General features: G+C 67.1%; 22 protein-coding genes and 3 tRNA genes. 8 read left to right on the forward strand and 17 right to left on the reverse strand.

All coding sequences use genetic code 11. The features are described 5' to 3' along the window. Positions 1-4 precede the first annotated feature (4 nt). Complete coding sequence (gene valS / locus LDO15_RS13470; RefSeq protein WP_223979456.1) at positions 5-2,623, forward strand: valine--tRNA ligase; 2,619 nt, start codon at positions 5-7, stop codon at positions 2,621-2,623. A gap of 103 nt (positions 2,624-2,726) precedes the next feature. Here valS and LDO15_RS13475 read toward each other — a convergent pair whose 3' ends face one another. The 8 genes from LDO15_RS13475 to LDO15_RS13510 form a co-directional block, all read right to left on the reverse strand. Continuing rightward, positions 2,727-3,020, reverse strand: a complete 294-nt coding sequence (locus LDO15_RS13475) for an antibiotic biosynthesis monooxygenase (protein WP_223979458.1) — start codon at positions 3,018-3,020, stop codon at positions 2,727-2,729. Positions 3,021-3,266: 246 nt separating this feature from the next. Further along, the gene (locus LDO15_RS13480; RefSeq protein ID WP_223979460.1) at positions 3,267-5,126 is read right to left on the reverse strand and encodes a glycoside hydrolase family 15 protein; all 1,860 of its coding nucleotides are present in this window, start codon (positions 5,124-5,126) and stop codon (positions 3,267-3,269) included. 431 nt (positions 5,127-5,557) lie between these two features. Beyond that, positions 5,558-6,175 carry a DsbA family protein gene (locus LDO15_RS13485; protein ID WP_223979462.1) on the reverse strand — a complete coding sequence of 206 codons (618 nt, stop codon included), beginning with the start codon at positions 6,173-6,175 and terminating at the stop codon, positions 5,558-5,560. Positions 6,176-6,245: 70 nt separating this feature from the next. After that, entirely contained in the window at positions 6,246-7,535 is a 1,290-nt protein-coding gene (gene clpX, locus LDO15_RS13490) for an ATP-dependent Clp protease ATP-binding subunit ClpX (protein WP_223979464.1), read from the reverse strand. Between the two features lie 131 nt (positions 7,536-7,666). Continuing rightward, positions 7,667-8,326 carry an ATP-dependent Clp protease proteolytic subunit gene (locus tag LDO15_RS13495; protein ID WP_223979466.1) on the reverse strand — a complete coding sequence of 220 codons (660 nt, stop codon included), beginning with the start codon at positions 8,324-8,326 and terminating at the stop codon, positions 7,667-7,669. A 38-nt stretch (positions 8,327-8,364) separates the two neighbouring features. After that, positions 8,365-9,003, reverse strand: coding sequence for an ATP-dependent Clp protease proteolytic subunit (locus tag LDO15_RS13500; RefSeq protein ID WP_223987376.1), 639 nt, complete (start codon positions 9,001-9,003; stop codon positions 8,365-8,367). A gap of 253 nt (positions 9,004-9,256) precedes the next feature. Beyond that, positions 9,257-10,651 (reverse strand): trigger factor, encoded by a 1,395-nt coding sequence (tig, locus tag LDO15_RS13505; protein WP_223979468.1) that lies wholly within the window; start codon positions 10,649-10,651, stop codon positions 9,257-9,259. 67 nt (positions 10,652-10,718) lie between these two features. Next, positions 10,719-10,793, reverse strand: a tRNA-Pro gene (locus tag LDO15_RS13510). Positions 10,794-10,950: 157 nt separating this feature from the next. On the opposite strand from LDO15_RS13510, the gene LDO15_RS13515 reads away from it, so the two are divergent. After that, a tRNA-Gly gene (locus LDO15_RS13515) sits at positions 10,951-11,024 on the forward strand. Between the two features lie 169 nt (positions 11,025-11,193). Here the strand turns inward: LDO15_RS13515 and LDO15_RS13520 are convergent. The 3 genes from LDO15_RS13520 to LDO15_RS13530 all read right to left on the reverse strand — a co-directional run bounded on the left by LDO15_RS13520 (position 11,194) and on the right by LDO15_RS13530 (position 13,796). Further along, positions 11,194-12,138: a DNA-formamidopyrimidine glycosylase family protein gene (locus tag LDO15_RS13520; RefSeq protein WP_223979470.1), complete on the reverse strand. Its 945-nt coding sequence runs from the start codon at positions 12,136-12,138 to the stop codon at positions 11,194-11,196. Continuing rightward, positions 12,138-12,629 (reverse strand): ribose-5-phosphate isomerase, encoded by a 492-nt coding sequence (locus LDO15_RS13525; protein WP_223979471.1) that lies wholly within the window; start codon positions 12,627-12,629, stop codon positions 12,138-12,140. The genes LDO15_RS13520 and LDO15_RS13525 overlap by 1 nt, the downstream gene beginning before the upstream one ends. Before the next feature lie 165 nt (positions 12,630-12,794). After that, on the reverse strand, positions 12,795-13,796 hold the full coding sequence (locus tag LDO15_RS13530) for a hypothetical protein (RefSeq protein WP_223979473.1): 1,002 nt from the start codon (positions 13,794-13,796) through the stop codon (positions 12,795-12,797). A 274-nt stretch (positions 13,797-14,070) separates the two neighbouring features. On the opposite strand from LDO15_RS13530, the gene pepN reads away from it, so the two are divergent. Beyond that, on the forward strand, positions 14,071-16,626 hold the full coding sequence (gene pepN / locus LDO15_RS13535; RefSeq protein WP_223979475.1) for an aminopeptidase N: 2,556 nt from the start codon (positions 14,071-14,073) through the stop codon (positions 16,624-16,626). 122 nt (positions 16,627-16,748) lie between these two features. Continuing rightward, complete coding sequence (locus tag LDO15_RS13540) at positions 16,749-17,234, forward strand: OsmC family protein (RefSeq protein WP_223979477.1); 486 nt, start codon at positions 16,749-16,751, stop codon at positions 17,232-17,234. On the opposite strand, the gene LDO15_RS13545 is transcribed toward LDO15_RS13540, so the two are convergent. Beyond that, the gene (locus LDO15_RS13545) at positions 17,222-18,235 is read right to left on the reverse strand and encodes an epimerase (RefSeq protein WP_223979479.1); all 1,014 of its coding nucleotides are present in this window, start codon (positions 18,233-18,235) and stop codon (positions 17,222-17,224) included. The two genes, LDO15_RS13540 and LDO15_RS13545, sit on opposite strands and share 13 nt — an antisense overlap. 136 nt (positions 18,236-18,371) lie before the next feature. Here LDO15_RS13545 and LDO15_RS13550 point away from each other — a divergent pair, with 136 nt between their 5' ends. Together LDO15_RS13550 and LDO15_RS13555 are read left to right on the forward strand one after the other, a co-directional pair. Then, positions 18,372-19,028, forward strand: a complete 657-nt coding sequence (locus LDO15_RS13550; RefSeq protein WP_223979481.1) for a mechanosensitive ion channel domain-containing protein — start codon at positions 18,372-18,374, stop codon at positions 19,026-19,028. A gap of 4 nt (positions 19,029-19,032) precedes the next feature. Next, a complete protein-coding gene (locus LDO15_RS13555) occupies positions 19,033-19,491 on the forward strand; it encodes a globin (RefSeq protein ID WP_223979482.1) in 459 nt (152 codons plus the stop codon). A 234-nt stretch (positions 19,492-19,725) separates the two neighbouring features. Here LDO15_RS13555 and LDO15_RS13560 read toward each other — a convergent pair whose 3' ends face one another. Next, a complete protein-coding gene (locus LDO15_RS13560; RefSeq protein ID WP_223979483.1) occupies positions 19,726-20,457 on the reverse strand; it encodes a Pr6Pr family membrane protein in 732 nt (243 codons plus the stop codon). An 80-nt stretch (positions 20,458-20,537) separates the two neighbouring features. Further along, the gene (locus LDO15_RS13565; protein WP_223979484.1) at positions 20,538-21,197 is read right to left on the reverse strand and encodes a hypothetical protein; all 660 of its coding nucleotides are present in this window, start codon (positions 21,195-21,197) and stop codon (positions 20,538-20,540) included. 102 nt (positions 21,198-21,299) lie between these two features. Here LDO15_RS13565 and LDO15_RS13570 point away from each other — a divergent pair, with 102 nt between their 5' ends. Next, the gene (locus LDO15_RS13570) at positions 21,300-22,262 is read left to right on the forward strand and encodes an acyl-CoA thioesterase II (protein ID WP_223979485.1); all 963 of its coding nucleotides are present in this window, start codon (positions 21,300-21,302) and stop codon (positions 22,260-22,262) included. A 51-nt stretch (positions 22,263-22,313) separates the two neighbouring features. Here LDO15_RS13570 and LDO15_RS13575 read toward each other — a convergent pair whose 3' ends face one another. The 3 genes from LDO15_RS13575 to LDO15_RS13585 form a co-directional block, all read right to left on the reverse strand. Beyond that, positions 22,314-22,937, reverse strand: a complete 624-nt coding sequence (locus tag LDO15_RS13575; RefSeq protein ID WP_223979486.1) for a dihydrofolate reductase family protein — start codon at positions 22,935-22,937, stop codon at positions 22,314-22,316. A gap of 192 nt (positions 22,938-23,129) precedes the next feature. Continuing rightward, positions 23,130-24,812, reverse strand: coding sequence for an energy-dependent translational throttle protein EttA (gene ettA, locus LDO15_RS13580; protein ID WP_223979487.1), 1,683 nt, complete (start codon positions 24,810-24,812; stop codon positions 23,130-23,132). Between the two features lie 345 nt (positions 24,813-25,157). After that, positions 25,158-25,748, reverse strand: coding sequence for a single-stranded DNA-binding protein (locus tag LDO15_RS13585; RefSeq protein WP_223979488.1), 591 nt, complete (start codon positions 25,746-25,748; stop codon positions 25,158-25,160). 244 nt (positions 25,749-25,992) lie between these two features. On the opposite strand from LDO15_RS13585, the gene LDO15_RS13590 reads away from it, so the two are divergent. Further along, positions 25,993-26,065: transfer RNA gene (locus tag LDO15_RS13590), tRNA-Arg, on the forward strand. Positions 26,066-26,128: the final 63 nt, after the last annotated feature.

Below are 26,128 nucleotides of genomic sequence, written 5' to 3' on the forward strand. Positions count from 1 at the left end.
ACCCATGGCTGAAGACAATCAGGGTACAGACACGCCCACCACCGCCCCCATCAACGTTCCGGACAAGCCCGCCCTGGAGGGGCTGGAAGAGGCGCTCACGCGGCGCTGGCTTGAGGAAGGGACCTACAAGTTCAACCCGGAGACCACCCGGGAACAGGTCTACTCGATCGACACTCCCCCGCCCACGGCATCTGGGTCCCTCCACGTCGGACACATGTTCTCCTACACTCAGACCGACGTCCTGGCCCGCTACCAGCGCATGACCGGCAAGAACGTCTTCTACCCCATGGGCTGGGACGACAACGGCCTGCCCACCGAGCGCCGCGTGCAGAACTACTACGGTGTGCGCTGCGATCCGGCGATCGCTTATGACGCCGGCTACCGCCCGCCGGCCGAGCCCGCCAAGAACCAGCGCGACTTCGACGTCATCTCCCGCAGGAACTTCATCGAGCTGTGCGAAGAGCTCGCGGTCGAGGACGAGAAGGTCTTCGAGCACCTCTTCCAGACCCTGGGCCTCTCCGTGGACTGGGACCTGACCTACCGGACCATCGATGACAAGTCGCGCGCGATCTCCCAGCGCGCCTTCCTGGCCAATCTGACCGCCGGGGACGCGTACATGGCCGAGGCGCCCACCCTGTGGGATGTCACCTTCCGCACCGCGGTGGCCCAGGCCGAGCTGGAGGACCGCGAAGTCGCGGGCGCCTACTACCGCTACCCCTTCTTCACCGCCGAGGGCGAGAAGATCTTCATCGAGACCACCCGCCCCGAGCTGCTGGCCGCCTGCGCCGCGCTCGTGGCGAACCCCGACGACGAGCGCTACAAGCCGCTGTTCGGCAAGAAGGTCACCTCTCCGCTGTTCGGCGTCGAGGTGGAAGTCAAGGCCCACCCGCTCGCCAAGGCGGACAAGGGCTCGGGCATTGCCATGGTCTGCACCTTCGGCGACCTCACCGACGTCACCTGGTGGCGCGAACTGCAGCTTCCCACCCGCGCGATCGTGGGCCGCGACGGCCGCATCATCGGCGAGACGCCGGAATGGATCACCACCGAGGAAGGCCGCGCCAACTTCGCGGCAATTGCCGGCAAGACCGTCTTCAGCGCCAAGGAAGGCGTAGTGGAGCGCCTGGCTGCCGCAGAACTGCTCGACGGCGAGCCCAAGAAGATCATGCACCCGGTGAACTTCTTCGAAAAGGGCGACAAGCCCCTCGAGGTGGTGACCTCGCGCCAGTGGTACATCCGCAACGGCGGCCGTGACGAGGACCGCCGCGAACGGCTGATCGGCCGCGGCAACGAGATCGAGTTCCACCCGGCCTTCATGCGCTCGCGCTACGAGAACTGGATCTCCGGGCTTAACGGCGACTGGCTCGTGTCCCGCCAGCGCTTCTTCGGCGTGCCGGTACCGGTCTGGTACCCGCTGGACGCCGACGGCAACCCCGACTACGACGCCCCGATCCTGCCCGCGGACGCCCAGCTCCCCGTGGATCCTGCCGCCGACGCCGCCCCCGGCTACGCGGAGGACCAGCGCGATGCGCCGGGCGGCTTCACCGGCGACGCGGACGTCCTGGACACGTGGGCCACATCCTCGCTGACCCCGCAGATTGTGGGCGGGTGGAGCACCGACGAGGCGCTCTTCGCCAAGGTCTACCCGTTCGACGTGCGCCCGCAGGGGCACGACATCATCCGGACCTGGCTGTTCTCCTCCGCCGTCCGCGCCGACGCGCTGCAGAAGACCGCTCCGTGGAAGCACGCGGCGATCTCCGGCTGGATCCTGGACCCGGACCGCAAGAAGATGTCCAAGTCCAAGGGCAACGTGATTGTTCCCACGGACGTGCTGGAGGAATACGGCTCCGATGCTGTGCGCTACTGGGCCGCCTCGGCCAGGCTCGGCGCGGACACGGCCTACGAGATCGCGCAGATGAAGATCGGCCGCCGCCTGGCCATCAAACTGCTCAACGCCTCCAAGTTCGTCCTGAACCTGGGCGCCACCGAGGACTCGGTGGTATCCGGGGACCTGTCCGTGCTGAGCAACCCCCTGGACCGGGCCGTCCTGGCCCAGCTCGCGGACGTCGTCCAGCAGGCCACCAGGGCGTTCGACAGCTACGACTACGCCCGGGCCCTGCAGATCACGGAGAGCTTCTTCTGGAACTTCACCGATGACTATGTGGAGCTGATCAAGGACCGCGCCTACGGTGCCGCCGGCGAGGAGCAGCAGGCGTCCGTGCTGGCGGCCCTCGCGACCAGCCTGGACACCCTCCTGCGGCTGTTCGCGCCGTTCCTGCCGTTCGCCACGGAGGAAGTCTGGGGCTGGTGGCGCACGGGTTCCGTGCACCGCGCGCAGTGGCCCTCCGCCGTCGGGACCGACGGCGACACGACCCTCCTGGCGACGGTCGGCACCGCCCTCAGCGGCATCCGCAAGGCCAAGTCCGAGGCCAAGGTCAAGCAGCGCACCGAGGTGCTCTCCGCCGTCATCACGGCCCCGGAGGGGATCATCACCCAGCTGAAGGCGGGCCTGGCCGACCTCAAGGCTGCGGCCAATGCGCGTGACATCGCGCTCGTGGCCGGCGAGGGTGAACTGGCCGTCGGCGACGTGGTGCTGGCAGCCCCCGAGGAGCCCGCCCGGGCGTAACGGCCGCCGGCTGCCGTAAACACGTGAGGGCCCTCCGCCCGACTGATGCCGGGCGGAGGGCCCTCGCTGTGTGTTGATCGGGTCTTTGCTTTCCGGGGGCGCTTCAGAGCTCGAAGGACGTCTCGAAGTGCGTCAGCACCGGCGGTCCGGCCAGCAGGTCTCCCAGTCCGCTCGCTCCGTCACCCGCGCGCCAGGCGCGGTAGGCGGCGTCGTGCTCCAGCGACGCCCACTGTTCCACCACGAGAAAGTGCGCCGGATCCTTGCTGTCGACCAGCACATCGACACCGAGGCAGCCCTCAAACGCCCGGGTATCGGCGAGGATGTCGCGGAGCACGTCCGGGGCCGTGGACAGGGCTTCCGCTTTGAGGTTCAGGTCAAGATGGGCCGTGATGGGCATGGGGCTCCAATGGTCGCAGGTGGTGGACACAGGTCACAGGACACAGCCGGCGGGATGTCTGGACATCACGGCACCGGGATTACTGCCCTGTCATTGAAGGCAACAGCGGCGCCGCCGGACTTGTTCCTCCGGCCCTGCGCCGCCGGACTTGTTCCTCCGGCCCTGTGCCGCCGGACTTCGTCCTGTGCCGGCCTTCGTGTGCCGGCCTTCGTCCTGTGCCGCCCTTCCTCTGCCGGCCTTGCGCTGCTAGGCGCCGGAGCCCCGGCTCTGCCGTTCCGCCTCGCTGATCGCCCAGGCGGCATTGACGAGGCCGATGTGGCTGAATGCCTGGGGGAAGTTTCCCAGCAGCTCGCCGCTGTCAGGCGCGACTTCCTCGGCCATCAGGCCCAGGTCCGTCGCGAAACCGGCGGCGCGCTCGAAGACGGCGCGGGCGCGTTCCGTGCGTCCGGCGAGAGCGAGTGCCTGGGCAAGCCAGAAGGTGCACAGAAGGAAGGTGCCCTCGTCCCCCGGGATGCCGTCGTCCGCGAGGTAGCGGTAGACGAGGCCGCGGCGGTCCGTGAGGCGCTCCTCGATCGCCTCAAGTGTGGCCAGGAAACCGGGGTCATCCGCGGGGAGGAACCCTGCGATGGCGAGCAGCAGGGCGGACGCGTCGAGGTCCTCTGAACCGTAGGCCTGGGTGTAGGCGTTCGCTCCCTCATTCCAGCCCTCAGCCCGGATGGACGCCGCGATCTCTGCCCGCACCGCCTTCCAGCGCGGCACCCGTTCGGCTGCCTGGAGGAGCCCGGCGAGGGAGATCGCACGGTCGACGGCGACCCAGCACATGAGCTTGGAGTGCAGGTAGTGGCGCGGCTCGCCGCGGACCTCCCAGATGCCGTGGTCGGCGGAGCGCCAGCGTGAGGCGGCGGCATCCGCGGCGTCCGCGAGGAACCGGCGCGTTTCCGGGGCCAGGTCCGCGAGATATTCCGGCAGCCGGGCGGCGGCGTCGAGCAGTTCGCCGTAGACGTCGAGCTGGCGCTGGTTCCAGGCGCCGTTCCCCACCCGGACCGGGGCGCTGGCGCGCCAGCCCGGCAGGTGGTCCAGTTCCCGTTCGGGCAGCTCCCGTTCCCCGCCGACGCCGAACATGATCTGCAGTTCCTCACCGCCTGCCAGCTGGCGGGCTGCCGCCGTCGCAAGGAACTGGAAGAACTTCCCCGCCTCGTCCGGGCAGGCCGCCACCCACAGCGCCTGCAGGGTCATGCTCGCGTCGCGGATCCACGTGTACCGGTAGTCCCAGTTCCGCGTGCCGCCGGCCACCTCCGGCAGGGACGTCGTAGGGGCAGCCACGATGGCGCCGGTGGGGTAGAAGCTCAGCGCCTGCAGGATCCGTCCGCTCGCGGAGACGAGGTCCTGCCACGGGCCGCGGTAGTTCTGGTGCATCCCGGACCAGCTGGTCCAGCCCTGGACAGTGTCCTCGAGGCGCCGGGCGATGTCCGTCTGGCTCCAGAAGACCGGATCCCCGTCCCCGGCAACTCTGCAGTGGAGGGCGAATCCAAGAACGTCCCCGGCGTGGAGTGTCACCCGCGTCAGCGCGGTGTCCCCGCCGAGCCGGAACGCCACCGCCGTCGAGAAGGACACCGCCGTCGAGAAAGACAGCACCGTCGTCCCCGCGCTGATCTCGATGCCTCCGTCCACTGCGCTCAGGCGCGGCCGGGACAGGCCATAGTTCGGCCGGGCGCTGAAAACAATGTCGACGTCGACGGAGCCCTGGACACAGGACAGCTGACGCAGCAACGTGCCAGGCGAATCGGCCCCGAGATCATGCCCCCTTCTTCCGTCCCCCAAGGCGAGGGCATCCGTGACGACCAGGCAGCCGTCAGATGAAGTGTGGGTGGTTTCCAGCACCATGGTGGGCCCGAGGTAGCGGCGGGTTGAGGTATGTTTTCCCGCCGGCCGGACCGACCAGAACCCCGCATCCTCGCCAAGGATCCGTCCGAACACCGAGGGGCTGTCGAAGCGCGGAAAGCAGAGCCAGTCCACGGATCCCGCGGCGCTGACCAGGGCCGCGGAGCGGCAGTCGGAGAGCAGGGCGTAGTCCGCAATGGCTTCGTTACTCTGGACACTACTCACAGGCACACCCTGACCAGTTTCGGGCAAGCTGTTTTGGGGCAAACTATTTTTGGGGTTAGCCGTATTGGGGCAAGCTATTTTTGGGCAAAGGGGAAGCCCCATCAGCGTTAGCCGTTGGTGGGGCTTCGACTTTTCGATTGCCACGTGACGTCTTAGACAATCTGGCGGGATCCTTAGATGTTCAGGTCTTCCTACCTCGTCACCGGTAGCCATCATCTGACTTTGCCGAAGGCTGCGTCGGATGAGTGTCACTGAATCTTTGGTTCCTGCGTCCCGCTTCTTTCGAAGTGGGTAAGTTCAATTGTGGTCCTCGGCCACGCCGTGCGCAAGAGGCCGGGAAGAATTACATCACAGTAATTCTTCCCGGCCCCTGGACGCGCTTTTGGACGGCCTTTGGCTGCCCGTGGAGGGTGCCGGCGGCGGCGGAAGGATCAGGCGAAAACAGGGCTTTCGGTCCGGCTGCGCTTGATTTCGAAGAAGTACGGGAAGGATGCCAGAGTCACGGTGGCATCCCAGATGCGTCCGGCCTCTTCGCCGCGCGGGATGCGGGTCAGGACGGGGCCGAAGAACGCGGTGCCGTTGAAGGCCACCACGGGCGTTCCGACGTCCTGGCCGACGAGGGAGATGCCGGCCTCGTGGCTGCTCCGCAGCTGAGCATCGAAGTCCTCTGACTGGCCTGCCGCGGCAAGTCCGGCCGGCAGTCCCGCCTCGGCCAGCGACTTGGCGATGACCTCGTCGATGTCCTTGATGCCTTCGTTGTGGATCCTGGTGCCCATGGCGTCGTAGAGCGGCTTGATGTACTCGGCACCGTGCTGTTCGGCAGCGGCAGTGATGACGCGGACCGGGGCCCACGCCTTCTTCATGAACTCCTTGTACTGCTCGGGCAGCTCCTCGCGGCCCTCATTCAGCACGGCGAGGCTCATGACGTGCCATTCGGTCTTGATGTCGCGGACTTCTTCCACTTCGCCGATCCAGCGGGAGGTGACCCAGGCGAAGGGGCACATCGGGTCGAACCAGAAATCGGCCTTGTTGGGAGCAGTTTCAGACACAGGTGGTCTCCTCGGGAAAGTCTTCGGGGCATGGCGCACTCATGGCGCACCACTGGTGTCTAGCGACTAACTAAGCGGATTTATTCCGGCGCTTGGCCACGACGTCGTGGGCGATCATCGTGGGCTGGGACTTCTTGGCCACCACATCGGACGTGATGACGACGCTGGCGATGTCATCGCGGCTGGGGAGGTCGAACATGACCGGTAGCAGCACTTCCTCCATGATTGCCCGGAGCCCGCGGGCGCCCGTGCCGCGTTCCAGCGCCTGGTCGGCGATCATGTTCAGCGCCTCTTCGTCGAAGAGAAGTTCGACGCCGTCGAGCTGGAACATCTTCTGGTACTGCTTGACGAGGGCGTTCTTCGGCGTGGACAGAATCTGGATGAGCGCCGCACGGTCCAGGTTCGAGACTGTCGTGATGACGGGCAGCCGGCCGATGAATTCGGGGATCAGGCCGAACTTGAGCAGGTCTTCCGGCATGACCTCGCCGTAGGAATCCGTGGTGTTCTTGACCTCGTTGAGCGGGGCGCCGAAGCCGATGCCCTTGCGGCCGGAGCGGGAGCCGATGATGTCCTCAAGCCCCGCGAAGGCACCGGCCACGATGAAGAGCACGTTGGTGGTGTCGATCTGGATGAATTCCTGATGCGGGTGCTTGCGGCCGCCCTGCGGCGGGACCGAGGCGACGGTGCCCTCGAGAATCTTCAGGAGCGCCTGCTGCACGCCCTCGCCCGAGACGTCCCGGGTGATGGACGGGTTTTCGCTCTTGCGCGAGATCTTGTCGATCTCATCGATGTAGATGATGCCCTGTTCGGCCTTCTTGACGTCGTAGTCGGCGGCCTGGATGAGCTTAAGGAGGATGTTCTCGACGTCCTCGCCGACGTAGCCGGCCTCGGTCAGGGCCGTGGCATCGGCCACAGCGAACGGGACGTTGAGGCGGCGGGCCAGGGTCTGGGCCAGGTACGTCTTGCCGCAGCCGGTGGGGCCGATCAGCAGGATGTTTGATTTGGCGATCTCGACGTCGTCGTGGTGCACGCCGTCGGCGAGGCTGCCGCTCTTGGGCGCATGGCCGGCCTGGATCCGCTTGTAGTGGTTGTACACCGCGACGGCGAGGGAACGCTTGGCGGGTTCCTGCCCGATCACATATTCCTGCAGGAAATCGAAGATCTCGCGGGGCTTGGGCAGTTCGAAACTGCCCAGGTCGGCTACTTCGGCGAGTTCTTCTTCGATGATCTCGTTGCAGAGTTCGATGCACTCGTCGCAGATGTAGACGCCGGGCCCGGCAATGAGCTTGCGAACCTGCTTCTGGCTCTTTCCGCAGAAAGAACACTTCAGCAGATCAGTGCTCTCGCCAATCCGAGCCATGTGTGAACCCCTTTAGTAGCTTGCTGCTGGCTGTGACATGTTCCACTCTAGGTCACTTTGGGCCTGTTGGGTGGAAAGCGGACGCCGGTGCGGCCTTGTGAAGGTGCCGCACCGGCGTCGTAGTTTGTTGATTAGCGCGTGATCGCCTGGGGCTTGATCTTGCGGGAATCCAGGACCTGGTCGATGAGGCCGTACTGCATGGCCTCGGCGGCAGTGAGGATCTTGTCCCGCTCAATGTCGTTGTTGACCATTTCCGGCGTCCGGCCGGAGTGCTTGGCCAGCGTGTCTTCAAGCCAGGCGCGCATGCGCATGACTTCGGCGGCCTGGATCTCCAGGTCGGACGCCTGACCACCCTGGCCGCCGGAGAGTGACGGCTGGTGGATCAGGACCCGGGCGTTCGGCAGGGCCAGTCGCTTGCCCGGCGTGCCGGCCGCGAGCAGCACGGCAGCTGCGCTGGCCGCCTGGCCCAGGCAGACGGTCTGGATCTCGGGCCGGATGTACGTCATGGTGTCGTAGATCGCGGTCATGGCGGTGAAGGAGCCGCCCGGCGAGTTGATGTAGAGGGTGATGTCGCGGTCCGGGTCGGTGGACTCCAGCACCAGCAGCTGCGCCATGATGTCGTCGGCCGAGGCGTCGTCCACCTGGACACCGAGGAAGATGATGCGGTCCTCGAACAGCTTGGTGTAGGGATCCTGGCGCTTGAAGCCGTACGGAGTGCGCTCTTCGAACTGCGGCAGGACGTAGCGGCTGCTCGGCAGGTTACCGGCAGTCGATCCGAAATTGTAGTTCATGTTCATTGCTCCTGAAGTCATTTCTCGCTACCTGCCGGTTAGTTCTCGGTGGGTGTGCCTGCGGCAGAACCGCCGGCGTTGCCGTTGGCGTTGGTTCCGCCGCCACCGGCCACAGATCCCGCGTGCGCGGCGATCTTGTCGAAGAAGCCGTATTCCAGGGCTTCAGTTGCCGTGAACCACTTGTCGCGGTCGTTGTCCTTGAGGATGGTCGCCACGCTCTGTCCGGTCTGGTCCGCGGTGAGCTCGGCCATGACCTTCTTCATGTGCAGGATCAGTTCGGCCTGGATCTTGATATCCGACGCCGTGCCGCCGATGCCGCCGGAGGGCTGGTGCATGAGGATGCGGGCGTTCGGGGTGGCGTAGCGCTTGCCCTTGGTGCCGGAGGAGAGCAGGAACTGGCCCATGGACGCGGCCAGGCCGGTCGCCACGGTGACTACATCGTTCGGGATGAACTGCATGGTGTCGTAGATGGCCATGCCGGCGGTCACGGAGCCGCCGGGCGAGTTGATGTAGAGGTAGATGTCCTTCTCAGGGTTCTCTGCCGAAAGCAGCAGGAGCTGCGAGCAGATCGCGTTGGCGTTCTCGTCGCGGACCTCGGAGCCGAGCCAGATGATGCGCTCTTTCAGCAGGCGGTTGTAAATGTAGTTATCCTGGGCTGCCGGATCGACCGTGGCCATCCGGGGTGCCCCTGCTTGCTGTGACATATGTACTTACCTCTCGCTGGCGACGGTGACGTCACTGAACGACATCACTGAACTTTCCTACATGGACACTAACGGTTTTCACGGACCGTTTGTGCGCAGGCGCGGGGCTGTTCGCTGACGGCGCACGACTGGCCGGACCCCGCGGGGCGGGTCCCGGAGGAGCGGCCGAGCGGGCTTAAAACAGACGGCCCCCGGATCGGTGATCCGGGGGCCGTCAGAGGTGATGCTAGAACTTCACAGCTGCGGGATCATCGCTCGGCGTGGCCTCGGCGGCTGCTGCTTCCTCGGAAGCTTCTTCCTCAACGGACTCGGCGGCCGGAGCAGCCTCGTCGCCGGGGCGGACGAAGTCGCTGAGGTCAACCTTGTTGCCCTCGGAGTCCGTAACCTCGGCCTGGCCCAGGACGACGGCCAGCGCCTTGCGGCGGCGGACCTCCGAAACCATCATGGGAACCTGGCCGCTCTGGTCGATGATCTGGGCGAACTGGTTCGGGTCCATGCCGTACTGGCTGGCGGTGGTGACGATGTAGTCGATCAGCTCGTTCTGGCTGACGTTGACTTCTTCCTTCTCGGCAATCGCGTCAAGGATGATCTCGTTCTGGAAAGCGCGCTCGGTGTTGGCCTTGACCTCGGCGCGGTGCTCCTCGGTGTCGTGCTCGCCTTCACCGTGGGCGTTCTCGGCGCTGAAGTGCTGCTCCAGCTGCTCTTCGACGATCGATTCCGGGACGGGAACCGCGACGAGCTCAACGAGCTTGTCCAGGACCTTGTCGCGGGCCTCAACGCCCTGCTCCACAACCTTGGACTCGGCGGCCTGCTTGGCGAGGTCCTCGCGGAGCTCGGCGAGGGTGTCGAATTCGCTGGCGAGCTGGGCGAAGTCGTCGTCGGCGACGGGGAGCTCGCGCTCCTTGACGGCCTTGACGGTGACCTTGACCTGAGCGGATTCGCCGGCGTGGTCGCCGCCCACCAGGGTGGTGTCGAAGATGGCGTCCTCGTCGGCGCTGAGGCCGGTGACGGCCTCATCGAGGCCTTCGAGCATGGTGCCGGCGCCAACCTGGTAGGACAGGCCGGCTGCGGAGTCGACCTCTGCGCCGTCGATCGAGGCAGCGATGTCGATGGTGAGGAAGTCACCATCGGCGGCGGGGCGGTCGACGGACTTCAGGGTGCCGAAGCGGCCGCGGAGCTCGTCCAGGGCCTTGTCGACGTCGGCGTCGGAGGACTCAGCGGCGGCCACCTCAACCTTGATGCCGGCGTAGTCGGGCAGTTCGATCTCCGGGCGGACGTCAACCTCGGCGTGGAACTTGAGCTCCCCGTCGGTGGCGGACGGGTCCGGAACCTCGGTGATCTCAACCTCGGGACGGCTCAGCGGGCGGATGCCGGTTTCCTGCACGGCGGCCTGGTACCAGCCGTTGAGGCCTTCGTTGATGGCCGTCTCCAGGACGTAGCCGCGGCCAACGCGCTGGTCAATGAGCTTGGAGGGGACTTTGCCCTTGCGGAAACCGGGGACCTGGATCTGCGAAGCAACAGTCTTGTATGCCTCTGCGATGCTGGGCTTCAATTCCTCAAAGGGGACCTCAACATTGAGCTTGACCCGCGTGGGGGTGAGGTTCTCGACAGCGCTCTTCACAGTCTAAGTACTCCTGGTGTGGGGGGATGGGGTTCTGCATTGCCACGTGCTGGCAGTGCTTGCAGAGTCGGGGTGACAGGATTTGAACCTGCGACTTCCTGCTCCCAAAGCAGGCGCTCTAGCCAAGCTGAGCTACACCCCGTAAGTGCACAGAACAGTCTACGGTCATACTGTGCCAATTTGCACATTTGACACCGGGGCCCTGCATTAGGTTTAGTTGTATCCGGCTTGAACAGCCGCCCGGAAGTTTTGCTGGAAATGCTCTTGCTGTCGCAAGACTAAAAATCCGGCATCACCCTGGGGACGTAGCTTAATGGTAAAGCCTCAGTCTTCCAAACTGATTACGCGGGTTCGATTCCCGTCGTCCCCTCCACAACAGCCGCGAGGCAACAAAAAAGCCCCTCTCCGGAGGGGCTTTTTCATGCGCTTTTCCTGCACTTTTCCTGGGATTCCGGGCGTCCTTCCTCTTTCTCAGGCCCCGCCCCCATGATCGGCATCCGTGCCTGCCCACATGACTGATTGATGCCGCGGAACATGCCGGCTCAGGCCTGCTGGCATTGCGGGCACCAGTACAGTTTCCGCGCCGCCAGCTCCGTGAGCGCCACGGGGGTCCCGCAGTCCCGGCAGTCCAGGCCGTGCCGTCGGTAGACGAAGTGCGCCTCCTGCGGTTCCGGAAGCACGCCGGCCGGCGGGCCCGGGTAGCCGGTCCAGTACTGCGGCGGCGTCGTAATAATCCGGCCGTCCCGGACGCCGTCGGACATCATGGCCGCGGTGTCGTCCCAAAGCCGGCGCGCGGCCTCCGGAGACAGTCCGGCCCCGGGGAGCCAGGGGTTCAGGCGCTGCCTGAACAGCAGTTCGGCACGGTAGACGTTCCCGACGCCGGCAATCACCTTTTGGTCCATGAGCAGGGTCGCGACGGGCGTGCGTCTTCGGCCCAGGGCGGCGGCGAAGGCGTCCCGGTCCCCGGGCAGGTTGCGCAGCGGGTCCGGACCCAGGCGGGCCAGGACTGCCGCCGCATCGGCCCCCGTGATCGCCGCACACGTGGTGGCGCCGCGCAGATCCGCCCAGCCATGTCCGCTCACCAGGCGCACGCGGACGGCGCCCACGGGTGCCGGCGGCCCCGCATATGCAGGGGAAGCCGCCGATGTGGCGGCACGCACGGCCCCGGCGGGTTCGGCGTCGTCGTCAAACATTTCCCGCTCCCCCACCTTCCGGGGTGCGCCGATGCTGGACGAGCCGCGGAAGGTGGCATCCCCGCCGAAATCCCAGGCGCCGTAGAGGCCGAGGTGGACGTGCAGGACCACGCCGTGGTCGAACTCGAGGAACAGATGCTTTCCGTGGGCGGTCGCGGCCTCCATGACGTGGCCGTCCAGCAGGGCGGCGCCGGGCGCGAACCGTCCCTGCGGGCTCGAGACGCTCAGCCTCTCCCCGGTGAAAACGTCACCGAACTGGCGCGCCAGCCGGTGGACGGAGTGCCCTTCCGGCACTACTCAACAACCTCGCCGGTGCGCTCGTAGGTGGCGATCTTGCCGATCCGGCGGACGTGGCGTTCGTCGTTGCTGAACGGCTCCGTGAGGAAGGCCTCAATGATGGCGGTTGCTTCGTCCACGCTGTGCTGGCGGCCGCCGACGGCAACCACATTGGCATCGTTGTGTTCGCGGGCGAGCTGCGCCGTGGACAGGTTCCAGGCCAGCGCGGCGCGCACGCCCTTGACCTTGTTGGCGGCGATCTGCTCGCCGTTACCGGAGCCGCCGAGGACGATGCCCAGGGCGTGGGTGCCGGCTTCCTGGTCAGCGACGACGGCGAGGGCGGCGTTGATGCAGAACGACGGGTAGTCATCCAGGGCGTCGTAGACCTTGGGCCCGTGGTCCACCACCTCATACCCCTTGGCGCTGAGGTGGCTGACGAGGTGGGCGCTGAGCTCCATGCCGGCGTGGTCGGTGGCAATGTGCACGCGCGGGAAGTCAGAAGTGGTCACGGCGATTCCGTTCAGTTGCGGCGCCGGGCGGCGGCCGGGGGCGGTTGGGGGCTGGTCCAAGCCTACTAGGCCGGGTCTTCCGGGAAGGTGCCGCACGGGACCCGGCTCCCCACCGGGCTGTCGTGTTACATGCCCGTGTTACACGCCTGTGTTACACGGCGGGTGTCACACAGCGGGTGTCTCCCCGTTCCGCCGGGCCCTGGCCGCCACCCGGGAAAGGGTGCGGGCAAGGTTGTCCGCCGAGACCGCGGTTCCGCTGCTGACCGCCAGACGGCGCCCGTCCGCGCGGTCGATGACCACGGCGGGGCCGCTGCTGACCAGCAGAGCCGTGGTGTTGCCGTGGATCCGGTATCCCCACCCGCCGTAGTCCCCGGCCCTGACGTCCCGAGGCGTGGCGGCGTCGATGGCCGCAGCCGGAACGTCCATGACCCGGACGAACCCGGCCGCGAAGACCCGCAGCCCGCTGCGGTCAACGCTGATCCGGGCAAACAGGAACGCCGCAGCCAGCAATCCGACGGTCACCAGGAGCACGGCCAGCCAGGGTACGGCAATGGTGAGGAGGGCGGAGGGCAGGAGCGTGGCAATGCCGAGCATGACGAAGATCGAGCTGCGGGCGTGGACCCAGAGCCTGACGCTGTCCCGGGCCAGGTCCGGGTCCTGTTCGCGTTCGAGGGCCTGCCGCATGGCGAGGTCGTCATCGACAGACCAGCGCTCGTCGGCCTTGAAGACAAAGCCCATGACGAAGCCCAGGCCGACGGCCGCGCCGCTGCCGAGCGCCAGGACGGAGGCATCCACGTGGGATCCCCGCGCGTCGGACAGTCCCAGCTGGCCCACGAGCATGGCGGCGAGGACGGTGGTGACGAAGAGGCTCATGGACAAGCCGGCGCCCATCATGATGCGGCGCATCATCGCCGGCCGGGACAGCGGCACGGCTTGGAGCAGCACCGCCCAGCCGACCACCACGATCAGCGCGGCACCGGCCCCCGTGACCGCGGCGAACGGCGCGAAGTCGGCGGCACCGGCGTCGGTCCAGCGGACGGCCAGCGGCTCGGGCAGATCAGGCCGCACCAGAAAGGCACACACCACGAATCCGGCCGCCAGCATCAGGGGGAATCCGATGGCAAAGCGCAGCGCCCTGACATCGACTGAGTCCCGGAACTTTCCCATGCTCCAACGCTACCCCCGGCAGCACGTGCCGCGATCCGGTAGTGCGGCGGGCCTGCACCTCGGCGGGCCGGCGGTGCGGCGGGCCTGCCAGTTGCGGGACGGGCTGCCCCTGGCCGGAGCTGCGAACCCGTGGCCGGAGACGTCGCGGCGCAAGACTTTGTGGGCGGGCTGACTTGCCACGGGCCGGTGTCGTGAAAGAATAATTTCACAGTATCGCCGGCGGCTGCGGCCGGCCGGCAGTATCCGACTTCTTCTGGAGGCCCCCTTGCCCGGTATGAATCTGACCCGCGCCGAAGCCCGCGAGCGCGCCGCCCTGATCGACGTCGAGTCCTACGACGTCAGCCTGGACCTGACGCGCGGCGAGAAGGTCTTCGGATCCACCACGGCCGTGAAGTTCAGCGCCAAGCCGGGGTCTTCGACCTTCATCGACGCCGTGACGCACGCCGTGCACAGCGTCAGCCTTAACGGCCGGGAGCTCGATCCGGCCGAGGTCTCCGACGGCGTACGTATTCAGCTGCCCGATCTGGAGGCCGAGAACCACCTTCTCGTCATCGCCGATGCGCCGTACATGAACACCGGCGAGGGCCTGCACCGCTTCGTGGACCCGGTGGACAACGAGGTCTACCTGTACACCCAGTTCGAGGTCCCGGATTCGCGGCGCATGTTCGCCGTGTTCGAACAGCCCGACCTCAAGGCGAGCTTCACGTTTACCGTCACTGCCCCCTCGCACTGGGACGTCGTCTCCAACTCCCCCACCCCGGTGCCCGTGGAGACCATCCCCGGCCACGACGGCGGCGCCCGCTCCGTCTGGGAGTTCACGCCCACCCCGCGGCTCTCGTCCTATGTCACGGCGCTGATCGCCGGGCCGTACCAGTCGGTCCGCAGCGAGGTCACGTCGGCGCAGGGCAAGGTCACGCCGCTGGGCATCTTCGCCCGCAAGTCGCTCATGCAGTACCTCGATGCGGACAACATCTTCGAACTCACCCGGCAGGGCTTCGAGTTCTTCGAGGCCCAGTTCGGCTGCCCGTACCCGTTCGAGAAGTACGACCAGCTCTTCGTGCCGGAGTTCAACGCCGGCGCCATGGAGAACGCCGGGGCAGTGACCATCCTGGAGGGCTATGTCTTCCGCGGCAAGGTCACGGACGCGCAGGTGGAACGGCGGGCCATCACGGTGCTGCACGAGCTCGCGCACATGTGGTTCGGTGACCTCGTGACGATGCGCTGGTGGAACGACCTCTGGCTCAACGAGTCCTTCGCCGAGTACATGTCCCACCTGGCCGCCGTCGAGAACACCGAGTTTGACCACGCCTGGACCACGTTCGCCTCCATGGAGAAGTCCTGGGCCTACCGGCAGGACCAGCTGCCCACGACGCACCCGATTTTCGCCGAGATCAACGACCTGCAGGACGTCGAGGTGAACTTCGACGGCATCACCTACGCCAAGGGCGCCTCGGTGCTTCGCCAGCTCGTCGCCTGGGTGGGCCCGGAGGAATTCATGTCCGGCGTGCGCGAGTACTTCAGCAAGCACGCCTGGCAGAACACCGAGCTCAGCGACCTCATGGCCGAACTCGAGAAGGCCAGCGGCCGCGACCTCGAAAAGTGGGGGCAGCTCTGGCTGGAGACCGCCGGCGTCAACACTTTGACTCCGGAAATCTCGGCGGACGCGGACGGCACCATCGGCTCGTTTGCCATCGTGCAGTCGGCGATCGAGAGCGAGCCGACACTCCGGCCGCACCGCCTCGCCGTCGGGTTCTACAACCTCAACGGCGCCGGCAAGCTGGAGCGCGTGCACCGCGTGGAGCTCGACGTCGACGGCGAGCGCACCGAGGTACCGGCCCTGGCCGGCCTTGCCAGGCCCGACCTCATCCTGCTCAATGACGACGACCTCGCCTACGCCAAGGTCCGGCTGGACCCGGCGTCCCTCGTCACCGCAACGGCCCACCTGAAGGACTTCAGCCAGAGCCTCCCGCGCACCCTCGTGTGGGGTTCGGCATGGGACGGGGCACGCGACGGTGAAACCCCGGCCCGCGGCTACGTCGACCTGATCCTCGCCAACATTGCCGAGGAATCCGATTCCTCCGTCATTCTGGTCCAGCTTCGGCAGCTCGCCACCACGCTGACCTTCTACGTGGCCGAGGAGCACCAGGAAGCCACCACCGTGGCCGCGGCCGACACGCTCTGGGACCTCGCCTCGGCGGTTGCCGCCGGCTCCGACGCCCAGCTGCAGTTCGTGAAGTCCTACGCCTTGCTGGCCCGCAGCGCCGGGCAGCTGGACACGGTGGCCGGGCTGCTGGACGGCTCGCGCGTCCTCGACGGGCTGACCGTGGACCAGGACTTGCGGTGGGAGCTGCTGACATCCCTCGTGGCCGGCGGGCGCGCCGGACAGGAGGGGATCGAGGAGGAACTGGCGCACGACAACACTTCAACCGGCCAGAACGCGGCGGCCCTCGCGAAGGCGGCCATCCCCACGCCCGAGGCGAAGGCCGAGGCCTGGGAATCCATTGTGGTCAAGGGCGATCTGTCCAACGCCCTGCAGGGCTCCGCGGTGACCGGCTTCACCCGGGTCCTGGACACCTCCCTCCTGGAGCCGTACGCCGAGAAGTACTTCGAGTCCGTCCCGGGGATCGTGGCCAACCGCACGCACGCGCTGGCCCAGCAGATCGTCGTCGGGCTGTACCCGGCCCAGCTGACCACGCAGGCCACCGTGGACCGCACGGATGAGTTCCTGGCCTCGCTGCCGGAGGACAGCTCCGCTCTGCGCCGGATGATGCTGGAAAACCGCGACGGCGTGGTCCGCGCCCTGCGGGCCCGCCAGGCCGACGTCGGCTAGGACACTCCCCCGACGCCCGATAGGACGCCCTCCCAACTAGCTACCAGCAGGGGCCGTTTTGGACCCCCATAACGGCCTTTGCTGCGAGCCAGTTGGGCGGGGACGTGTCCTAGGCTGGAGTCATGAGCCTAGACGAACACCGCTATGCGCTAACTGTCCGCTGGACCGGGAACCTCGGGGCCGGGACCTCTTCGTATCGCGGGTATTCCCGGGACCACGACGTCGAGATCCCCGGACTGCCGGTGCTGCGCGGCTCGGCTGATCCGACCTTCCACGGGGACCGCCAGCGCTACAACCCCGAGCAGCTGCTCCTGGCCGCGCTTTCGCAGTGCCACATGCTCTCCTTCCTGCACGTGGCCGTGAAGCACGGCGTGGTGGTGACGGCCTACCAGGACCGGGCCGAGGGGCTGATGCGGACCAACCGGGACGGCAGCGGGCAATTTGAGTCCGTCACGCTGAAGCCCCGTGTCACGGTGGCGGAGCCGGTGGCCCCGGGCGTCCTGGCGGAGCTCCACACCGAGGCAAACAAGGTCTGCTTTATCGCCCGCAGCGTCAACTTCCCGGTGCTGCACGAGCCCACGGCAGCGGTGGAGCCTCAGGCCGGCTGATCCCTGAAAGCGGCCAGGACCGTCCGCTCCTTTTCCGGCCCCAGGCCCGCCTTGCGCTCCCGGGTCAGACCGCGACGGCGTTCGTCCTCGAGAGTGTCGTGCAGTGTCTGCGTCCAGGGCCGCAGCGACAGTCCTGCCGCGAGGGCGGCGCTGTTGCTCCGGGCGGCGAAGCCGTCGTGGCCGGGCGGCAGCCACAGCGGCAGCGAATCAGGGCCCGCCCAGTAGTTCACGCCGTGCCCTGCCAGCCAGTCCCCGGGGACGGCCACCACCGTGGCCTTCGCGCCGGTGAGCCGCCGGCAGGCCTCCAGATAGGCGGCAAACGGCACGATCTCGCCGACGGCGTTCAGTGCCCCGGTGACGCGGGTCTCCGCCGCGGCCACCACCCAGGCCGCGAGGTCGCGGACGTCGATGACCTGGGTGGGGTCGGCAGGGATGTCCGGGACCAGGACGGGACCGTCATCCCGGGCGAAGCGGGCCGGCCAGTATCCGTAGCGGTCCGAGCCGTCGCCGGGTCCGCCGATCAGCCCGGCGCGGCAGAGGTGCGCCTTGTCCCGTGCCAGCCCGAGCGCCCAGTGTTCTATCGCGGACTTTGCTTCGCCGTAGTTTTCCATCGTCAGTTCCGTGCCCGGAGCCAGCGGCGGAAGCACCGGCGCATCTTCGGCCGCGCCGGCAACCGAATGGTCCGCGTAGACCGAGCAGCTGGAGATGACGGTCCAATGCCGGGCCGTTCCCGCCAGCACTTCGAGCGCCTCGCGGGCCTGGACGGGATCCCGCGAAACGTCGATCACGGCGTCCCATCGCGCCGGGCCTGAAGGTCCCGCGGCCACCGGCGCATAGGCGGCCGTCCCCTGCGAGCGGTCCGCCCGCACCCACGTGGCTCCGGCGGGCGGGCCGGCGAGGGTCCCGCGGGCCAGGCAGGTGACATCATGCCCGGCCATGATGGCCCACCGGGCTATTTCGGCAGAGAGGAAGGCCGTACCGCCAAGGACCAGGATGCGCATGGGTGCCACGGTACGGCGCTAATGTTGAAAGAGAACAGAGCGTTATGCGGCCGGCGAACGCCAGCAGGTTGCTAACAGCAGCCCCAGGGCAAACAACAGCCCCGCAGGAAACAGCATCAAGGAGCAAGCCACACCGATGTACAGCATGACAACAGCAGATCCCATCACTCCGCCGGACATTTCGGCAGTCAATCTGCCGGGCGCCCTGATAGCCCTGGGGATCGGCGTCACCGTGTGGCTGCTGGCGTCCTTCGTGATCGCCGGTATCACCAAGCGTGTCGCCGAGGGCAGCACATTCTTCAAGAAGCGGCATTTCCGCTGGGTGTCTCCCGCTCTGCGGGCACTGGACCACGAGCGCCGGGTCCAGCGGGCCCACACTATTGGTGCACTGCTCAATAGCGTTGTCGGCGTCCTGGTGGCCGTCCTCACCATCGTGTACGTGCTCAAATACCTGAACGTGGACATTGCACCGCTACTGACCAGCGTCGGTATCCTCGGTATCGCCATCGGCTTCGGCGCCCAGCAGCTGATCCGCGACTTCCTGGCCGGCATCTTCATCACGCTCGAGGACCAGTACGGGATCGGCGATGTCATCGAAACCTCCGAGGTGGTGGGCACGGTCGAGGCCATGAACCTGCGGATCACGCGGGTCCGCGCCGAGGACGGCACCATCTGGTACCTGCGCAACGGCGAAATCCTGCGGGTGGGCAACCGTTCCCAGGGCAATTACATCGCGCCGTCTGCCCCGCCGGCCGCAGAGGCCGATTCCACGCCGCAGCAGGCCGGAGAATAGAGACATGACGATTCCCAGCGCCGGAGAACCAAGCCAGCCCAGGCAGCTGCTGCAGAACGATCCGTTCAGCCAGCCCGGCTACACGGACAACTTCTACGACGCCGTGGGCGGCCACGAGACCTTCGTGAAGCTCATCGACGTCTTCTACGACGGCGTCGCGACCGATCCGCTGCTGCGCGCCATGTACCCGGAAGAGGATCTCGGCCCCGCGAAGCGGCGTTTCCTGATGTTCCTGGAACAGTACTGGGGCGGCCCGACGACGTACGGCGAGGAGCGCGGGCACCCGCGCCTGCGGATGCGCCACATGCCATTCCGGGTGACACCGGAGGCCAAGGAACGCTGGCTGTTTCACATGCGTGCCGCGGTGGATGCCCTGGAGCTGCCGCCGCTGTACGAGGGAACGCTCTGGGACTACATGGAGCGGGCGGCCCTTTCCATGGTGAACAGCCCCTCGGAGGCCTGAGCGCGGTCTGGAACGACCGGGACAGGGAAAGACCCCGGAGGCACTTGGGGGAATGTCTCCGGGGTCTTTCTGTGAGAAAGAATACCCTGCCGGGTATGGGTTCGCAAGGTGCTGATCGCAACTGCATTTGCGTGGCGGATCGGTGCGCCTACGTCACCGCGCGGCCCGGCTCCAGCGGCTCCTCGATGCCCGGGGCCATGCCGAAGAACAGGTGCCCGCACCCCAAGGGCGAACTCACGCCACAGTGCGGTCCGGTGCCTGGCGCCGTTCCCGGCCCGCGGCGAGCGCGCACCGCCGGTTGCCGGTGAAATGCACGAGGACCGAGACCACGAGGAACGCGACGAGCACCTGCGCCGTCGTCGCCAGCGCGGCTGCCCACCCGCCGTCCAGCGTCGGATCGAGGAAGTCGTAGACGTACCAGCCGTCGATCGCCCCGCGCCCCCAGGAGAAAACGAGGAAGGCGACTGGGTAGCCGAGCCATAGGAGCGGACGCCACCATTTGCCGCGCACGGTCTTCGTCACGAGGAGCCAGTCGAGGGCGACGAATAGCGGAGCCAGGCGGTGGTGCGCGAGCTGGGGCCAGTACATGTCCCAGCTCCACCACGGCTCGCCCGGCGGGGCCACGAGGACCGCGTAGATGATCCCCGTCATCACCAGATAGAAGACGAGCGCGCCGAACACATGGTCCCACCACCCCGGCAGCCGGCTCCGCGGCCGGACGGCGGATGCGATGAGCACGAGTCCCAGGACGAAGTTCGACTGGACCGTGAATTCCGAGTAGAGCTGGAAGACGTCTACGTCGTTGCCGGGCTGCGTGGCGTCATAGGTCTTCTGGCCGAGGGCGATCAGCACGAAGACTCCGACGGCGAAGCGGAGCATGCGGATCCAGGCGCGGTCCGGATGCAACGCGTCATTAAAGCCGACGTGTCGCTCAATCGCAGGATCCAGCACCAATAGACCGCTCATGCGCTCAGTATGGCAGGGACGTCCGGACCGGGACAGCCGAAAGAGCAGGGCCGGAAATCCGCCTCCACCGGCGCATGGTCCTAGAGCCCGGAACCTGTCCGGACCAGTACATGGCCGCGGGTGCCGCTGAGGCGGAACCACCGCCCGGCCCGGAAGAGCCGCTGCTCGCCGTCGGCCAGGAAGCCCAGGGTCAGTGCAGCGAACGCGGCGCCGGCCGGAAGACCGCCGGCGTCGGGCAGTTCCCGGCCCCAGACGGCCGCCCGGGCATTGTTGACGATCAGCGCGCCCGGCTTGTCCGGGATGACCGCAGCGATCTCTCGGATGCCGGTCTCGGCGGCGTCCCGCAGGACGGTGTCCCCCAGCGTGCCGAGGAGCTCCCAGCCGGTCCGCGGCGCGCCGATCCCGGCCCACGACTCGCTGACGGTCACCGCCGGAACGGGAAGTTCGACGTCGTGTTCCCCCGCCCGTGCCAGACGGTCCAGGACCGCGGACAGCGGCACGGTCACGTCGGTGTCCGCCGGCCGCGCCAGCGCCATGGTCCGCAGGCCCAGGATGGTGGGGGTGGATTCGCCGAGGAGCCGGGGCCGCAGCACGCAGACGTAGGCGGCCAGGACCGGGCCCGCGGCCTGGAGCCTGATGGCGCCGTCGTCAATGGACTTGGCCCGGGTGGCGAAAGTGCGCAGGTCGGCGAGGTCGCGGGGATCGGTGAACTGCAGGGGCTGGGTTAGGACATCAGACACACCACCGACTCTACCGGCTGCGCTTCCTTTCAGCGGTGCCGGCTGTTGAGCAGTGTCATGAGGCTTTTTGAGCAGTGTCACGGGGCCGTCTAGAGTCAGACCATGACTGAAGCCGAAGCCGGACTGCAGGGGCTCCCCACGCAGGACCCCACCTCCTCGCTCATCCAGCTCCTCAACCTCGGCGAGCTCGAGGGCGCACGGACGGACGAGGACATCTTCATGGGTCCCTCGCAGCAGCAGCCCAGGCACCGCGTCTTCGGCGGCCAGGTCCTGGCGCAGTCCCTCGTCGCCGGAAGCCGCACTGTCGATGCTGACCGCAGCGTGCACTCCATGCACGGCTACTTTCTGCGGCCGGGAGACGCCAACAAGCCGATCACCTTCGGCGTGCAGCGCCTGCGCGACGGCCGGTCCTTCTCGGCCCGCCGGGTCCATGCCTATCAGGAGGGAATGCCCATCCTGTCCATGATCGCCTCCTTCCAGGCCGAGGACGAAGGCATCGAGCACCAGTCCGAGATGCCGGCTGGCATCCCGGACCCCGAATCGCTGCCCAGCACGGCCGACCTCCTGGGCAAGTTCGATCACCCCGTGGCCCGGCACTGGGCCTACGAGCGGCCCTTCGATATCCGCCATGTCGATCCGGCACTCTACGTCTCGGCCGAGGGGCCCAGGGAAGCACGCAACGCCGTCTGGATGAAGACGTTCGGTCCGATGCCCGACGACGCCGGCCTGCACCGGGCGGCCCTGGCCTATGCGAGCGACTACACCCTGCTGGAGTCGGTTCTGCGCAGGCACGGGATGAGCTGGATTACCCCCGGGATGTCCGTGGCGAGCCTGGACCACGCCATGTGGTGGCACCGCCCGGTCCGGGTCGACGAATGGCTCCTGTACGTCCAGGAATCCCCCAGCGCCCAGGGCGCGCGGGGCCTTGCCACCGGGAGGATCTTCAGCCGGGACGGCCGGCACGTGGCAACGGTGGCGCAGGAAGGCATGGTCCGGGTCCCGAACGAGCTCAAGAACGACGATTTCAAGGACACAGCGCAGGGCGCCGTCCAGACCGCCATCTAGTTCAGAGTCCTGCAGCACCAGATGCGAAAGGCCGACCGCAGCTAGGGCGCCCTAGCCCTCCTGGCCGACGGCCGACATATCGCCGACGCCGGGCGTGCCATCGGCGAGCGCGTAGCGCTGGAATACCGCACCCTTCGGCGAGGCGACGACCGGCTCGATGAGTCTGAGGTTCGTCGGAACCACCCCGTCGGCGAAGACCTTCTTTCCGCTGCCGAGGAGGATCGGATACACCCAGAGCGTGAGCCGGTCGAAGAGCCGCTCGGCGAACAGGGTCTGCACGAAGTTGAGACTGCCGATGACATGGGTGTTCTCGTGCCGGTCGCGCAGTTCGCGTACGGCGGCGATGACATCAGGACCCAGCAGTGTGGAGCCGGCCCACTCGAGGGCCGGCGTCCGGTGCGAGGCCACGTATTTCGGGAGCCGGTTGAACAGCCGCGCGATCTCACCGTCCGCGTGAGGCCAGTACCCGGCGAAAATGTCGTAGGTCCGGCGGCCAAGCAGCAGCGCGTCCATCCCCGCCATCCCGGACTTGACCTGCTCGCCGACGACCTCGTCTAAGAGGGGTGCCTGCCAGCCGCCAAATGCGAAACCGCCGGCAGGGTCCTCCTCCGGGCCGCCGGGCGCCTGCGCGACGCCGTCGAGCGTGGTGAACAGGTCGATATGGATCAGTCCCATGCCGTGCTCCTTCGCTGTCGCCCGTCGTCGCCCGGGCGACGGGATCACTTCGACGCTCCCACACGATCCCCCTGCAGGCAACAGGTTTCAACGCTTCGTTCCCCTGGCCGGTTCCGGGTTGTCCACCGGCACACACAAGGCCGGCTCCCCGGGGGCGGAGAGCCGGCCTTGTCGTGGCGCTGTGGGACGTGCTTAGTCGCGGGTGAGGCGGCGGTGCGTCACGCGGTGCGGCTTGGCCGCGTCCGGGCCCAGTCGCTCGACCTTGTTCTCCTCGTAGGACTCGAAGTTGCCCTCGAACCAATACCACTTGGAGGGGTTCTCCTCGTCGCCTTCGTACGCGAGGATGTGTGTGGCCACGCGGTCCAGGAACCAGCGGTCGTGCGAGACGACGACGGCGCAGCCCGGGAATTCGAGCAGGGCGTTTTCGAGGCTGCTGAGCGTCTCGACGTCGAGGTCGTTAGTCGGTTCGTCAAGGAGCAGCAGGTTGCCGCCCTGCTTGAGGGTCAGCGCAAGGTTCAGGCGGTTGCGCTCACCGCCGGAAAGCACTCCGGCCTTCTTCTGCTGGTCAGGGCCTTTGAAGCCGAAGGCGGCAACATAGGCGCGGGACGGCATTTCGACGTGCCCGACCTGGATGTAGTCGAGACCGTCGGACACGACCTCCCACAGGGTCTTGTTGGGGTCGATGCCGCCGCGGCTCTGGTCGGCGTAGGAGATCTTGACGGAATCGCCGATCTTTAGTTCGCCGCCATCGAGCGGTTCGAGACCCACGATGGTCTTGAACAGGGTGGATTTGCCGACGCCGTTCGGGCCGATGACGCCGACGATGCCGTTGCGCGGGAGGGTGAAGGACAGGCCGTCGATCAGCGTGCGGTCATCGAAGCCCTTCTGGAGGTCCTTGGCCTCCAGAACAAGTCCGCCGAGACGCGGGCCCGGCGGGATCTGGATCTCCTCGAAGTCGAGCTTGCGGGTGCGGTCTGCCTCGGCAGCCATTTCCTCGTAGCGGGCCAGACGGGCCTTGGACTTGGTCTGGCGGCCCTTGGCGTTGGAGCGGACCCACTCGAGTTCCTCGGTGAGGCGCTTGGCCTGCTTGGCGTCCTTCTTGCCCTGGACTTCAAGGCGGGCACGCTTCTTCTCCAGGTACGTGGAGTAGTTGCCCTCGTAGGGGTACAGGTGGCCGCGGTCCACTTCGGCGATCCATTCGGCCACGTGGTCCAGGAAGTAACGGTCGTGGGTCACGGCGAGGACGGCACCTGCGTAGCTGGAGAGGTGCTGTTCAAGCCACAGCACGCTCTCGGCGTCGAGGTGGTTAGTGGGCTCGTCGAGCAGCAGCAGGTCCGGCTTCTGCAGCAGGAGCTTGCACAAGGCGACGCGGCGGCGCTCACCACCGGAGAGCAGGGTGACGTCGGCATCGGCCGGCGGGCAGCGCAGGGCGTCCATGGCCTGTTCCAGCTGGGAATCGATGTCCCAGGCGTCGGCCGCGTCGATCGCTTCCTGCAGCTGTCCCATTTCCTCGAGGAGGACATCGTAGTCAGCGTCCGGGCTGGCCATTTCCTCGGAGATCTCGTTGAAGCGCTGGATCTTGCCGTAGATCTCGCCGACGCCTTCCTGGACGTTGCCCAGGACGGTCTTGTCTTCGTTCAGCGGCGGCTCCTGCAGCAGGATGCCGACCGTGTAGCCGGGGCTCAGCCGGGCCTCGCCGTTGGAGGGAGTGTCCAGGCCTGCCATGATTTTCAGAATGGTGGACTTACCGGCACCATTCGGGCCGACAACGCCAATCTTGGCCCCCGGGAAGAAGGACATGCTTACGTCATCGAGGATGAGTTTTTCGCCGACAGCCTTACGGGCCTTGGTCATTGTGTAGATAAATTCCGCCATGCCTACAAATCTAGTGGTTCGGCCGGGATAACTCACATTCCGGAAGCCCGGGATCGGCCCTTTGACGTCGCCGGACAGCCCCGGACCGACGTGGACGGCACAGTTCAGCCCTCGATGCCCACAAGGCAGCCGCCTGAGGCCAGGCGGCAGCACGCTGACGGTAACGCGGCCGTTGCGCGTCCGGGCGACGGCGCAGGTGCCGCCGTCACGCCCGGCGGCACCTGCAGCATCGGCAGCCGGACCTGTGGGTGCCCGGCCGGTGGGCAGCCGGACCCTGGCCAGCAGCGTTGTTCCGCAGTTGTCCGTCTAGTCGACCCGCAGTGTCGTCCCGCAGTTCCCCGGGATTCAAGCTGCGGCCTCCTTCAGCTCGCCGGTTTGCTCGTCCACCTCCTCTTCCTCGCCGTTCGCGTCATTGATGAACGTCGTGTGGAGCCCGGCGCCGTCCGCGCCTTCACCACCGTCCGCGCCGGCATCCCCGCCGTCGCCGGCATCCGTCGGCAGCCCGCTGCCGTCGCCATCCCCGATGCCGGGCGCCGCGGGTGCACCGGGGGCTCCCGACCCGGCGGCTGAGAGGTTTCCTGCTGCCGAGCGCGTGAAGTTGGCAGAGCCCCACATGAGATCGTGGCCGACGGACTCGGCATCGATCTCGGCGACGTGATAGACCCGGCCGTCCTTTTCCCAGCTCCGCATCTTGAGCCTGCCAACAACGATGACGCGCTGGCCTTTCCGGACGCTGCAGCCGATGTTGCCGGCCAGTTGCCGGTACCCCTGGACAGTGAACCAGTTGGTGTTGCCATCCACCCAGGTGCTGGAGGCGCGGTCGTAGCGGCGCTCGGTGGCGCCGAGCCGGAATGACGCCGTGGCCACCCCGCCGGGAGTGGTTGCACTTCTGATCTCCGAGGCGACGAAGCCACGGACCGTAATGTTGTCGCTCATTCTCATGTCCTGTCTCGAATTGTCGTGCCCTGGCGGGCAGTTCCAGCATCCTGCCGCGGACCGCGGCTGGGGAGGGGCCGACTGTGCCATGTGGAAAACCGGCCGCCGGCGGCGGTGCCGGCGATGTGTTGGGGAATGGTCCCGCCTGCAGGACAGGACATCCGCCGGTGTTGACCGTCACCGGCCGTCCGGCACTGTAAACTTTTGGAGGCGTCCCCCGGCAGCAGCCGGCGGGATCCAGCGTGCCCCAGTAGCTCAGGGGATAGAGCAGCGGCCTTCTAATCCGCCGGTCGGGGGTTCGATTCCCTCCTGGGGCACAAGAGAGCGGCTCTGACCTGCGACAACGCAAGGTCAGGGCCGTTTCCTGCTCCAACCTCGGG

Origin of the sequence: Arthrobacter sp. NicSoilB8, assembly GCF_019977355.1 — a bacterium.
GTDB lineage: Bacteria > Actinomycetota > Actinomycetes > Actinomycetales > Micrococcaceae > Arthrobacter.